Below are 12,580 nucleotides of genomic sequence, written 5' to 3' on the forward strand. Positions count from 1 at the left end.
GTGGCTGTTCCGAAGCGGAAGATGTCGCGCAGCAACACGCGCCACCGCCGGTCGCAGTGGAAGGCCGCTGCCCCCAACCTGGTGCGTTGCGAGCGTTGCCAGGAGCCGAGGTTGCAGCACATCGCGTGCTCGAACTGCGGCACGTACAACCGCCGTCAGGTCCTCGAGGTCTGATCGGCGGGTGACAGGCTTCATGTCACACGCCAGGAAGTCGCAACCCCAGGCGTCTGAGGACACGGCCTCGTCCCTCGTGATTCTGGAAGGGCGGCTCGGCTACCGGCTTGAGCCCGCCCTTCTGGTGCGTGCGCTCACCCACCGCAGCTTCGCCTACGAGAACGGTGGGTTGCCCACCAACGAGAGGCTGGAGTTCCTGGGGGATTCGGTGCTCGGCCTGGTCGTCACCGACACCCTCTATCGCAAGCATCCCGACCTGCCCGAGGGCCAGCTCGCCAAGTTGCGGGCGGCCGTCGTGCAGGCCAGGGCGCTCGCCGAGGTCGCCCGTGATCTCGATCTGGGCGCCTTCGTCCGGCTCGGTCGGGGCGAGGAGGGCACCGGCGGCCGGGACAAGGCGTCGATCCTCGCGGACACGCTGGAGGCCGTGATCGGCGCGGTCTATCTCGACCAGGGTCTTTCGGCGGCCGACGAGTTGGTCCACCGGCTCTTCGACCCGGTGATCGAGCGTTCGTCCAACCTCGGCGCCGGTCTGGACTGGAAGACCAGCCTCCAGGAGCTGAGCGCGGCCGAGAGTCTCGGCGTGCCCGAGTACGTGATCAGCGAGACGGGTCCCGACCACGAGAAGACCTTCACCGCTGCCGCCCGTGTCGCTGGCGAGACCTACGGCACCGGCACAGGTCGCAGCAAGAAGGAAGCCGAGCAACAGGCCGCGGAGACCGCCTGGCGCGCGATCCGCTCCGCCGTCGACGTGCGGAACGCGGCCAACGCCAACGGACACCAGGACCAGGCCGAAGAGGACGGCGTCGGTGCCTGAACTGCCCGAGGTCGAGGTCGTGCGACGCGGCCTCGAACGCTGGGTCGGCGGCCGCACGGTCGCCGACACCGAGGTACTGCACCCGCGCGCCGTGCGCCGTCATCCGGCGGGCGCCGCCGACTTCGCCGACCGGCTGCGCGGCACGCTGGTCTCGGGCGTGCGGCGGCGGGGCAAGTACCTGTGGCTGCCGCTCGGCAGCGACCTCGCGCTCCTCGCCCACCTCGGGATGAGCGGCCAACTGCTGGTCAAGACGGGCCGCGCGCCGGACGAGAAGCACCTCAGGGTGCGGATCACCTTCGCCGACCCCACCGGCGGCGAGCTGCGCTTCGTCGACCAGCGCACCTTCGGCGGGCTCTCGCTGCACCCGCTCGCCGCCGACGGCCTGCCCGACGTGATAGGGCACATCGCCCGCGACCCGCTCGACCCCGAGTTCGACGAGGACGCGTTCCACGCGGCGCTGCGCCGCCGCAGGACCACCGTGAAGCGGGCGCTGCTCGACCAGTCGCTGATCAGCGGCGTCGGCAACATCTACGCGGACGAGTCGCTGTGGCGGTCCGGGCTGCACTACGAGCGGCCCACGGCCACGCTGACCCGGCCCACGACGGCCGCGTTGGTCGGCCACGTCAGAGACGTGATGAACGCGGCCCTGGCCGTCGGCGGCACCAGCTTCGACAGCCTCTATGTCAACGTCAACGGAGAGTCCGGGTACTTCGACCGCTCGCTCGACGTCTATGGTCGCGAGGCCGAGCCGTGCCGGCGTTGCGCGACCCCGGTGCGCCGCAGCCCGTGGATGAACCGCTCGAGCTACTTCTGCCCGCGCTGCCAGCGGCCGCCCGGGTAACGCTCAAGGCCCGGCCTCAGTAGCCGAAGTCCTGTGTCCACCAGGGGCCGCCGTCGCCGAGGTGGACGCCGACGCCCAACGTGCGGAACTCGCAGTTGAGGATGTTCTCGCGGTGTCCCTCGCTGTCCATCCAGGCGTCCATCACGGCCTGGGCGTCCTGCTGGCCCCGCGCGATGTTCTCGCCGCCGAGGTTGGCTATGCCCGCGGTCAACGCCCGGTCCCAGGGGGTGAGGCCGTCCGGGTCGGTGTGGTCGAAGAAGCCGCGGTTGGCCATGTCCAGGCTGAAGTCGGCGGCCAGTCGGGAGAGCCCGGTGTCCAGCGTGAGCGGCTGGCAGCCGGCGTTCGCCCGCTCCTCGTTGACGAGCGTCAGCACCGCCTCGGCCATGGCCGTCTCCGGGGCCGTGCTCGGGGTCGGCTCCTCGCTGGCGGACGGCGGGCTGGTGGGGCTCTGCTCCGCCTCCTCGCTCGGCGTGGTGGGGGCCGGCGTCGTGGACTCGGTCTCGTCCGGGGTCGGTTCCGGTGCCTCGGTGGTCGGCGGGGCCGAGGACTCCTCGGGCGAGGGCGAGGGGGACTCCGCGTCCGGCCGGGTCGTCTCCTCGGCCGGCTCCGTGCCGGGGTCCTCCTCGGGCGTCCGCTCCTCCTGCCCACCGAGCTCGGTGGAGGGCGAGGGCGTCAGCGACGAGGGACGGGTCGACGCCCGCTGGTCCTGGGCCTGGACGTCGTCGGGCTCGTTGTTGAGGCCGAAGCCCTGACCGAGCCCCGGCAGCAGCCCGGATCCCACGGCCACCGCGCCCACCGTGAGGGCTGCGGAGGCACCGACCAGGCCGGTACGCGCGTGCCCCCGGCGTCGGCGATGGCGTCCCATGCAGAGCACCGTCCTCGTCACTCAGTGAAGATCATCGCTCACCCGATCGGGTGATTCGTCATCGCGTGACTGTACGGCATCGGGGCGGCGACGGAAGTGCTCGGAAGTGAAAAGCCGGGATAGCGTGCGTCACATGGATCACCCCGCGTCTCCCCCCGGCGGCCCCGCCGAGCCCGTCGACCCGGACGAGCCCGTCCGGTTGACCGTCTGGGTGCGTGGCCTGGTGCAGGGCGTGGGCTTCCGCTGGTTCACCCGTGCCACCGCCCTGGCCGTGGGGGAGTTGAGCGGTTTCGCCCTCAACCTCGCCGACGGCCGGGTCCAGGTGGTGGCCGAGGGGCCGCGGGACCGCTGCGAGCGGCTGCTGGCCTGGCTGCGGGAGGGCGACACGCCCGGCCGGGTGGACGGGGTGACCGAGATATGGGACACACCCCGCGGCGGCTACCGGGACTTCGCGATCCGCTGAGGGCACCGCCCCACACCGGGGGAATGTCCCGGAAACTGCTTGCCAACCCCGCTCCGACGTGCAAGGCTGCCGCCAGAAACCGCCCGGGGGCCACTCTCCGCTCCCGCGGACCGAAACCACCGCCCCTCGTCGCGGGCGGTAGGCGGCCCAGCCGCCCCAGCCTCTACGCGGTGTGATCGTGTTGACCGTCCCACTTTTTGGTGAGACGCTGAAACTCCCGCGCATCCCAGCTGTGTGGCCCTGAAAACCAAGGGCGAAAGCGGACGTCGCGGGTTCAATCCCTCACGACCCACCAACGGCTTCGGTCGGTCACTCAGTGTGGAGGACCATCCATCATGGCAAAGGCGCTTCTCGGACACGTCGGCGGCTCCGACCCCCGAGTCCTCGCCGAGATGCGACGGCTTCAGCAGCGCGTGCAGGACCTGGAGACCCAGCTCCTCCGGGTCCAGGCGGAGAACGACGCGCTGGCCGCCGCCGCTCGGCACGGCGACTCGGTGCTCGACAGCATCGACATGCCCAAGGCGGAGCCCGCTCTGACCTGACCTCAAGGACGAGGCCGGGCCGCGAAGGCACTGCTAGCGGATAATGCGAGGGACGCTTCGGCGTCCCTTCGTCATGTCCGGCCTCCTCCCGGCCGAACCCGGGGCCCCGACCGACGACTGATCGCGTCGGCCTACTCACTGATGTGCCCTCCTTCCTCCACATCGAAACGGCGAATCGTCCAAAGGACGAATCGGGCCACCTCGCCCGGTAAAGTCGCACGGCGTGCACCTCAAGAGCCTGACCCTGCGCGGGTTCAAGTCCTTCGCCTCGGCCACGACGCTGCGCCTGGAGCCCGGCATCACGTGTGTGGTCGGGCCGAACGGCTCGGGCAAGTCCAACGTGGTGGACGCGCTCTCCTGGGTCATGGGCGAGCAGGGCGCCAAGTCGCTGCGCGGCGGCAAGATGGAGGACGTCATCTTCGCCGGCACCACGGGCCGCCCGCCGTTGGGCCGCGCCGAGGTCTCCCTCACCATCGACAACTCCGACGGCGCGCTGCCCATCGACTACACCGAGGTCACCATCACGCGGACCATGTTCCGCAACGGCGGCAGCGAGTACCAGATCAACGGCAACACCTGCCGGCTGCTCGATGTCCAGGAACTGCTCTCCGACTCCGGCATCGGCCGTGAGATGCACGTCATCGTCGGCCAGGGCCAGCTGGACTCCGTGCTGCACGCCGACCCCACCGGGCGCCGCGCCTTCATCGAGGAGGCCGCCGGCGTGCTCAAGCACCGCAAGCGCAAGGAGAAGGCGCTGCGGAAGCTCGACGCGATGCAGGCCAACCTGGCCAGGGTCCAGGACCTCACCGACGAACTGCGGCGGCAGCTCAAGCCGCTCGGCCGGCAGGCCGCGGTGGCCAGGCGGGCCGCCGTCATCCAGGCCGACCTGCGGGACGCCAGGCTGCGGCTGCTGGCCGACGACCTCGTCGCCCAACGGGCCGCGCTGCGCGCCGAGATCGCCGACGAGGCCGCGCTCAAGGAACGCAAGGAGAGCGCCGAGACGCGGCTGAAGGACGCGCTGCGCCGGGAGTCGGAGCTCGAACAGGATGTGCGGACGCTCGCGCCCCGCGTGCAGCGCGCCCAGGACACCTGGTACGCGCTCTCTCAACTCGCCGAGCGGGTCCGCTCGACCATCAGCCTGGCCGACGCCCGGGTCACCAGCGCAACCTCGCAGGCTCCCGAGGAGCGCCGCGGCCGCGACCCCGAGGACATGGAGCGCGAGGCGGCCAGGTTCCGCGAGCAGGAGGCCGAGCTGACCGCCGCGCTGGAGGCGGCGAGCCGGGCGCTCGAGGACACCGTCGACCACCGCGCGGACCTGGAACGCCGGCTGGCGCAGGAGGAACGGCGGCTCAAGGACGTGGCCCGCGCCATCGCCGACCGGCGCGAGGGGCTCGCCAGGCTGCACGGCCAGGCCAACGCGGCCCGCGGCCGGGCCGCCACCGCCCAGACCCAGATCGACCGGCTGGCCGTCTCCCGTGACGAGGCCGCGGAGCGGGCCGCCGAGGCGCGGCGCGAGTACGAGGCGCTGAGCGCCGAGGTCGCCGACCTCGACGCGGACGACACGGGGCTGGCCGACGAGCACGACGCCGCCAAGCGGGAACTCGCCGCGGCCGAGGCCGAGCTGAGCCGCGCCAGGGACGCCGTCACCACCACCGAACGGGAGCGGGCCGCCGTCTCCGCCCGGCACGACGCGCTCGCGCTCGGGCTCCGCCGCAAGGACGGCAGCGGCGCACTGCTCGCCGCCGGCGACCAGTTGACCGGGCTGCTCGGCCCCGCCGCCGAACTGCTCACCGTCGCGCCCGGCTTCGAGGTCCCGGTGGCCGCCGCGCTCGGCGCCGCGGCCGACGCCGTCGCCGTGGACGGTCCCGCCACCGCCGTCGAGGCCCTGCGCCTGCTGCGCAAGCAGGACGCCGGCCGCGCCGCGCTGCTGCTCGGCGGCGTGCCGGGGGACGAGCCGGCCCAACCGCCGGCGGACGGCACGCGGCGCGCCGCCGACCTGGTCAGCGGCCCGCCGGAACTGCTGCCCGCGGTGCGCTGGCTGCTGCGCGGCGTGGTGGTGGTCGCCACCCTGGAGGACGCGCTCGACCTGCTCGCCACCCGGCCCGAACTGACCGCCGTCACCGGCGAGGGCGACGTGCTCGCCCGCCACCTGGCGCAGGGCGGTTCGGCCGGCGCGCCCAGCCTGTTGGAGGTGCAGGCGTCCGTCGCCGAGGCCGCGGCCGAGCTGCGCGAGCTGACCGGGCGGCGCGTCGAACTGACCGCCGACCAGGCGGCGGCCGCGGAGCGCCGGGCCACCGCCGTCGCCAGGGTGGAGGAGTTGGCCCAACGGCGCAGCGCGGCCGAACGCGCCAGGTCGAAGGTGGCCCAGGACGTCGGCCGGCTCGCCGGGCAGGCCAGGGGCGCCGCCGGGGAGGCCGAGCGGGCCGAGGCGGCCGTCGTCCGGGCCCAGGAGGAGTTGGCGAAGGCCGTCGAGCAGGCGGAGGAGATGGCGGAACGGCTGGCCGTCGCGGAGGAGTCGGGCGACGTCGACGAGGAGCCCGACACCTCCGTCCGCGACCGGCTCGCCGCCGACGGCGCCAACGCCCGGCAGACCGAGATGGAGGCGCGGCTCCAGGTCCGCACCCACGAGGAGCGGGTGAAGGGCCTCGCCGGCCGGGCGGACGCGCTCGACCGCGGGGCGCGCGCCGAGCGGGAGGCGCGGGCGCGCGCCGAGCGGCGGCGCGCCCGGATGCGGCACGAGGCCGAGGTGGCCGGCGCGGTGGCGGCCGGTGCCCGCCAACTGCTGGCGTATGTCGACGCCTCGCTGGAGCGGGGCGGGACCGAGCGGGAGGCCGCCCAGCTGGCGAAGACCGAGCGGGAGCAGGCCCTGGTGGCCGAGCGGGCCGGCGGCCGGGAGCTCAAGGACGAGTTGGACAAACTGACTGACTCGGTGCACCGCGGCGAGGTGCTGGGGGCGGAGAAGCGGCTGCGGATCGAGCAGTTGGAGGGCCGGGCCCTCGAGGAGCTGGGTGTCGATCCGGCGGTCCTGGTCGACGAGTACGGGCCCGACCAGCCGGTGCCGCCCTCCCTGCCGGCCGAGGACGAGGTGCTGCCCGACGACCCGGAGGACCCGCGCAACCAGCCGCGCCCCTTCGTCAGGTCGGAACAGGAGAAGCGGCTCAGGGCCGCCGAGCGTGCCTACAAGCAGCTGGGCCAGGTCAACCCGCTGGCGCTGGAGGAGTTCGCGGCCCTGGAGGAGCGGCACAAGTTCCTCAGCGAGCAGCTCGACGACCTCAGGAAGACCAGGGCCGACCTGCTCCAGGTCATCAAGGAGGTCGACGAGCGGGTCGAGCAGGTCTTCACCGCCGCCTACCACGACACGGCCCGGGAGTTCGAGGGCGTGTTCTCCCGGCTCTTCCCCGGTGGCGAGGGGCGGCTGATGCTGACCGACCCGTCGGACATGCTCACCACCGGCGTGGAGGTGGAGGCCCGGCCGCCCGGCAAGAAGGTCAAGCGGCTCTCCCTGCTCTCCGGCGGCGAACGCTCGCTGACCGCGGTGGCCCTGCTGGTGTCGATCTTCAAGGCGCGGCCGAGCCCCTTCTACGTCATGGACGAGGTGGAGGCCGCCCTCGACGACACCAACCTCCAGCGGCTGATCCGGATCATGGAGGAGCTGAAGGACAGCTCCCAGCTCATCGTGATCACCCACCAGAAGCGCACCATGGAGGTCGCCGACGCGCTCTACGGCGTCTCCATGCAGGGGGACGGGGTGTCCAAGGTGATCAGCCAGCGGCTCTCGGCCTGACGTCGCCGCTCAGCTCAGGATGCCCCTGCGATACGCGGTCGCCACCGCCGCGGCGCGGTCGTTCACGCCCAACTTGCCGTAGAGGTGCGTGAGGTGGGTCTTGACCGTGGCCTCGCTGATGAACAGCTCCCGGGCGATCTCCCGGTTGGCGGTGCCCCGCGCCACCAGGGCGAGCACCTGCCGTTCCCTGGCGGACAGCGGTTCGTTCCCCGGCGAGCGGACCGCCGAGACCAGCCGGGAGGCCACCGCCGGCGACAGCACTGTGCGGCCCTTCGCCGCCGCGCGGACCGCCGCGAAGAGCTCGTCGCGCGGCGCGTCCTTCAACAGGTAGCCGGTGGCGCCCGCCTCGATGGCCGGCAGGGTGTCGGAGTCCGTGTCGTACGTGGTGAGCACCAGCACCCGGGCGCGGGCGCCGCGCCTGGTCAGCTCGGCGATCGCCGCGACCCCGCCGCCGCCCGGCATCCGCAGGTCCATCAGGACCACGTCCGGGTCGAGTTCGGCGGCCAGCGCCACGGCCGCGACGCCGTCCGCCGCCTCGCCGAGCACCACGAAACCGGGCTCGGACGCGAACATGCCGCGCAGACCGTCCCGGACGACGGGGTGGTCGTCGGCGATCAGCAGGGAGACGGGGGCGGCTTCAGTCATGACTGAGCAAGGGTACTCGGGCCGACACGGCGGTGCCCTGGCCCACCTCGGACTCCACGGTCAGCGAGCCGGCGACGCGTTCGGCGCGGGCGCGCATGCTGGCGAGCCCGAATCCGCCGGCGCCGGTGCGCTCCGGCAGCGCCGCCGGGTCGAAGCCCAGGCCGTCGTCGCGCACGTCCAGCGTGACCTCCTGCCCGAAGAAGGTCAGCGTCACGCCGACCCGGGACGGGCGGCCGTGCCTGGCCGCGTTGGACAGCGCCTCCTGGGCTATCCGCAGCAGCGTCGCCGAGACCTCGTGGTGCGGCTCCCGCTCCCTGCCGGTGAGCGTGAACTCGGCCGGCACCCCCGCCCGGTCCGACCAGTCGTCGACCGTCTTCCGCAGCGCGGCGGGCAGCGGGTCGCTCGCCAGGGCGACCGGCGCCAGGTTGGCCACCGAACGGCGGGCCTCGCCCAGGCTGTGCCTGGCCAGCGCCGCCGCCCGGTCCACATGGCCGCGGGCCAGCTCGGGATCCGGCACCAGGGACACGGCCTGGAGCTGGGTGATGATGCCGATCAGGCCCTGCGCGATGGTGTCGTGGATCTCCGCCGCCAGCCGGCGCCGCTCGTCGGCGACCCCCGCCTCCCGCGCCTGCACCAGGAGCTGGGCGTGCAGGGCGGCGTTCTCGTCGAGGGCCTGCTGGAGCGTGGCGTTGGTGCGCTCCAACTCCTTGATGAGGCTTGCCCTGGCCTCGGCCTGCGCCTGTTCCTTGGCGCCCAGGTGGCTGAACACCGCGACCAGCGACAGGTGCACCCCGAACAGCGCGGCGAACACCGTCAGGGTCGGCCACGAGTGCAGCTGCGCCGGTCCGCCCAGGTTGGACGACGCCATCACCGCCGCCGTGGCGACGAGACCGGGGCGCACCAGCCGGTCCGGGAGCACCCGGTCCGCGGTGAAGTAGCCGATGACGGCGTAGACGCCGAAGAACCCGTTGAACCAGGTGAGGGCGAGGGATATCGCCCAGCGCGTGAAGTAGTACCAGGCGCCGGCGGTGGAGGGCTTGCCCGATCCGCGCTGCCAGCCGAGCTCCAGGGCCACGGCCGCGACGGCCAGCGCCGCCGTGGCGTACCAGCCGGCCCTGGTCATGCCGAGTTCCTCGCTGGTGGCGCCGGCCAGCACCAGCCCGCACCCGAGCAGGACGTGCGGACCCCACCGGTCGAAGACGGCCCAGCGCCGCTCGACCTCCGTCCCGTCTGTCATGTGCCCAGTCTGCATCGACCGTCCCCCTTCGCCGGCACGCTCACTCCCAGCGGAACCAGCGGACGGACGCCGCCGTGAGCACGACCGTCCACAGCGTGAGCACGCCGAGGTGCGACCAGCCGGGCCAGTCGCCGCCGGCGGCCTGGCCGAGGGCCAGGGACGCCGCCCCGAACGGGGTCAGCTCCACGATCCGGGCCAGCACGTCGGGCATCGCCTGGACCGGCAGCCAGAGTCCGGCGCAGAACATCATCGGGAACGTCACGGACGTGCCGATCGCGTTGGCGGCCTTGGTGGTGCGGGCGAGCGCCGTGGCCAGGGTGCCGAGGGCGAGGGCGGCGGCGACCGAGAGCAGCAGCGCGAGCCCGTAGCCGAACGCCTGCCGGGGCAGCGCGACGTCGAACACCAGCCGGCCGGCGGCCAACGAGAACAGCGCGGAGCCGAGCGCGGCCGCGCCGTGCAGGCCCATCTGCGCGCCGAGCAGCGCGGACGGCGGGATCGGCGTCGTCGACATCCGGCGCAGCACGCCGTGCTCGCGGTAACCGGCGACGACCGCAGGCATGCCCTGGATACCCGCCATGATCAGGGCGAGCAGCACCACGACGGGGACGTACACGTCGATGGTGCGGAGGCCGTCGAGATCGTCGTTGGCCTCGCGGAACGACGGGATGGCGCCGAGGATCCCCAGGAGCAGGGTGGGGAACAGCACCACCCAGAACAGGGTGGCGGGCTCCCGTCGGAAGAGGCGGGCCTCGGCCCGCAGCACGGCGGTGGTGGCCCGCGGCGACAGGGCGGCGGTGCTCATCGGTCGGCTCCCGTGAGGTCGAGGAAGGCGTCGTTCAGGGTGGCGTCGGAGACGCGGAGCTGGTGGGCCGTGATGTGACCGCGGGCCAGCAGGGTGATGACGGCGTCGACCGTCCCGTCCGTGCCGGCGAGCGTGACCCGGCCGTCCTTCCAGGCGATGGACGCCACGCCGGGCAGCGCGGCGAGCCGGCTCTCGTCGAGCGGCGCCGAGGGCGTGAAGCTGATCACGGTGGCGCCGGCCGACCGGCCGACCAGGCCCGCCGGGGTGTCGAGCGCGGCGACCCGGCCCTGGTCGATGACGGCGATCCGGTCGCAGAGGCGTTGGGCCTCCTCCATGAAGTGCGTGACCAGGAGGACGGTGACGCCACTGTCCCTGACGTCCTCGATCAGCTCCCAGGTGGTGCGGCGGGCGTGTGGGTCGAGGCCGGTGGTCAGCTCGTCGAGGACGACGATCCCGGGCCGCCCGACCAGGGCGAGCGCGATGAACAGGCGTTGCTTCTGGCCGCCGCTCAGCCGGGCGAAACGGGTGTCGAGCCGGCCGCTCAGACCGAGGCGCTCGGCCAGCGGGCGCCAGTCGGCGGGGTTCGGATAGCAGGCGGCGTACAGTTCCAGCGCCTCGCGCACGGTGAGCTTCGCCTGCAACCGGCTCTCCTGGAGCTGCGCCCCGAGGACCAGGGCCAGCTTCCCGTGGTCGGCGACCGGGTCGAGGCCGGCGACCCGCACCCGGCCCGCGTCCGGCACCCGAAGGCCCTCGACGCACTCGACGGTGGTGGTCTTGCCCGCGCCGTTGGGGCCGAGGATGCCGAAGATCTCGCCCTCCTCGACGGCGAACGAGACGCCGTCGACCACGGTGCGGCCGCCATAGGACTTGCGTAGTTCGCTGACTTCGATGACCGACATGCCGCCAGCCTCCCGTTCGGACCGGGCCCGGGACATCGGCCGTCGAGCTGGAGGTCGGGTCAACCGATCGGTTGACCCGCGACTACGACCTCGGCCCCCGTCCGGGCGACCCCACCAGGCGCCGGGCGGGAGTTGGGCGGAAGCGGGGGAGATGGGGCGACCCGTCCCCCGTGGGTGGAACACGTCGGCGATACTTGAGGGCGCCCGGGGCCCGGTGGGCCGAGAACCCGGGCCCGCCGCTCCTCAAGGCACCACCAAGGGAACCGATGGACATTGTCATCCTCGTCGTAGTCATCGCCGTGGTCGCCGTCGCCGCGATCAGCGGGCTCGTCGTCGCGCTCCGCGGGAAGCAGGCCGGGAAGCAGGTGCCGCCCAGCCCGCCCGCCGACGACGAGACGGCCACCAGGACCGCGCCCCCGGCCGAACCGCACGTCGGTGACGAGGCCGCGCCGCCGGCCGAGGAGGAACGCCGTCGCACCATCGAGGACGTGACACTGCCGGCCGACGAGGCCGCGGCGGCCGAGGCCGAGGCGCCGCCGGTGCCGGTCGAGGTGCCCGAGCCGACCGCCGGCCGGCTGGTACGGCTGCGGGCCAGGCTCGCCCGCTCGCAGAACTCGCTGGGCCGCGGGCTGCTCACCCTGCTCTCCCGGGAGCGGCTCGACGACGACACCTGGGACGAGATCGAGGACACCCTGATCACCGCCGACGTGGGCGTCGGGCCGACGCAGGAACTCGTCGGCCGGCTGCGCGAACGGGTCCGGGTGCTGGGCACCAGGACGCCCGACGAACTGCGGGCACTGCTGCGCGAGGAGCTGCTCGCCCTGATCGGCACCGACCTCGACCGCGTGGTGCACACCGAGGGCGGGATCTCCGAGACCGGCGAGGAGCGGCCGGCCGTGGTGCTGGTGGTCGGCGTCAACGGCACCGGCAAGACCACCACCACGGGCAAGCTCGCCCGGGTGCTGGTCGCGGACGGCAAGTCCGTGGTGCTCGGCGCGGCCGACACCTTCCGGGCCGCCGCCGCCGACCAGCTCCAGACCTGGGGCCAGCGGGTCGGCGCCCGCACGGTCCGCGGCCCGGAGGGCGGCGACCCGGCCTCGGTGGCCTTCGACGCCGTCCGCGAGGGCATCACCGAGGGCGCGGACGTGGTGCTGGTCGACACCGCCGGCCGGCTGCACACCAAGACCGGCCTGATGGACGAACTCGGCAAGGTCAAGCGGGTGGTGGAGAAGCAGGGCCCGGTCAACGAGGTGCTGCTGGTCCTCGACGCGACCACCGGCCAGAACGGCCTGGTCCAGGCGCGGGTCTTCTCGGAGGTCGTGGACGTCACGGGCATCGCGCTCACCAAGCTGGACGGCACGGCCAAGGGCGGCATCGTGGTCGCGGTGCAGCGGGAGTTGGGCGTGCCGGTCAAGCTGGTCGGGCTCGGCGAGGGGCCGGACGACCTGGCGCCGTTCGACGCGGAGGCGTTCGTCGACGCCCTGCTCGACTGAACCGGGGATTTCCCCCCACCC

12 protein-coding genes are annotated in these 12,580 nt (G+C 73.3%); 7 read left to right on the top strand and 5 right to left on the bottom strand.

Going from position 1 to position 12,580, the window contains the following annotated elements; translation table 11 throughout:
- The 3 genes from rpmF to mutM are packed head-to-tail and all read left to right on the top strand — an operon-like array spanning position 1 to position 1,829.
- The gene (gene rpmF / locus E1283_RS02030; protein ID WP_132815906.1) at positions 1-174 is read left to right on the top strand and encodes a 50S ribosomal protein L32; all 174 of its coding nucleotides are present in this window, start codon (positions 1-3) and stop codon (positions 172-174) included.
- Positions 175-193: 19 nt separating this feature from the next.
- Positions 194-988 (top strand): ribonuclease III, encoded by a 795-nt coding sequence (gene rnc / locus E1283_RS02035; protein WP_132815908.1) that lies wholly within the window; start codon positions 194-196, stop codon positions 986-988.
- Positions 981-1,829, top strand: a complete 849-nt coding sequence (gene mutM / locus E1283_RS02040) for a bifunctional DNA-formamidopyrimidine glycosylase/DNA-(apurinic or apyrimidinic site) lyase (protein WP_132815910.1) — start codon at positions 981-983, stop codon at positions 1,827-1,829. Before rnc ends, mutM begins: the two co-directional genes overlap by 8 nt.
- Before the next feature lie 16 nt (positions 1,830-1,845).
- On the opposite strand, the gene E1283_RS02045 is transcribed toward mutM, so the two are convergent.
- Positions 1,846-2,694, bottom strand: a complete 849-nt coding sequence (locus tag E1283_RS02045; protein ID WP_132815912.1) for a CAP domain-containing protein — start codon at positions 2,692-2,694, stop codon at positions 1,846-1,848.
- A gap of 133 nt (positions 2,695-2,827) precedes the next feature.
- On the opposite strand from E1283_RS02045, the gene E1283_RS02050 reads away from it, so the two are divergent.
- The 3 genes from E1283_RS02050 to smc all read left to right on the top strand — a co-directional run bounded on the left by E1283_RS02050 (position 2,828) and on the right by smc (position 7,483).
- Positions 2,828-3,157: an acylphosphatase gene (locus E1283_RS02050; protein ID WP_132815914.1), complete on the top strand. Its 330-nt coding sequence runs from the start codon at positions 2,828-2,830 to the stop codon at positions 3,155-3,157.
- A gap of 335 nt (positions 3,158-3,492) precedes the next feature.
- Complete coding sequence (locus E1283_RS02055) at positions 3,493-3,699, top strand: hypothetical protein (protein ID WP_132815916.1); 207 nt, start codon at positions 3,493-3,495, stop codon at positions 3,697-3,699.
- Between the two features lie 223 nt (positions 3,700-3,922).
- Entirely contained in the window at positions 3,923-7,483 is a 3,561-nt protein-coding gene (gene smc, locus E1283_RS02060) for a chromosome segregation protein SMC (protein WP_132815918.1), read from the top strand.
- A gap of 9 nt (positions 7,484-7,492) precedes the next feature.
- Here smc and E1283_RS02065 read toward each other — a convergent pair whose 3' ends face one another.
- The 4 genes from E1283_RS02065 to E1283_RS02080 are packed head-to-tail and all read right to left on the bottom strand — an operon-like array spanning position 7,493 to position 11,066.
- On the bottom strand, positions 7,493-8,128 hold the full coding sequence (locus E1283_RS02065) for a response regulator (RefSeq protein ID WP_132815920.1): 636 nt from the start codon (positions 8,126-8,128) through the stop codon (positions 7,493-7,495).
- A complete protein-coding gene (locus E1283_RS02070) occupies positions 8,121-9,365 on the bottom strand; it encodes a sensor histidine kinase (RefSeq protein WP_132815922.1) in 1,245 nt (414 codons plus the stop codon). The genes E1283_RS02065 and E1283_RS02070 overlap by 8 nt, the downstream gene beginning before the upstream one ends.
- A 40-nt stretch (positions 9,366-9,405) precedes the next feature.
- Entirely contained in the window at positions 9,406-10,167 is a 762-nt protein-coding gene (locus E1283_RS02075; protein WP_132815924.1) for an ABC transporter permease, read from the bottom strand.
- Positions 10,164-11,066: an ABC transporter ATP-binding protein gene (locus E1283_RS02080; RefSeq protein ID WP_165955976.1), complete on the bottom strand. Its 903-nt coding sequence runs from the start codon at positions 11,064-11,066 to the stop codon at positions 10,164-10,166. The genes E1283_RS02075 and E1283_RS02080 overlap by 4 nt, the downstream gene beginning before the upstream one ends.
- Positions 11,067-11,332: 266 nt before the next feature.
- On the opposite strand from E1283_RS02080, the gene ftsY reads away from it, so the two are divergent.
- Positions 11,333-12,559 (top strand): signal recognition particle-docking protein FtsY, encoded by a 1,227-nt coding sequence (ftsY, locus tag E1283_RS02085; RefSeq protein WP_132815928.1) that lies wholly within the window; start codon positions 11,333-11,335, stop codon positions 12,557-12,559.
- Positions 12,560-12,580: the final 21 nt, after the last annotated feature.

The sequence above is a fragment of the Streptomyces hainanensis genome, assembly GCF_004348415.1.
Taxonomy (GTDB): Bacteria; Actinomycetota; Actinomycetes; order Streptomycetales; family Streptomycetaceae; genus Streptomyces; species Streptomyces hainanensis.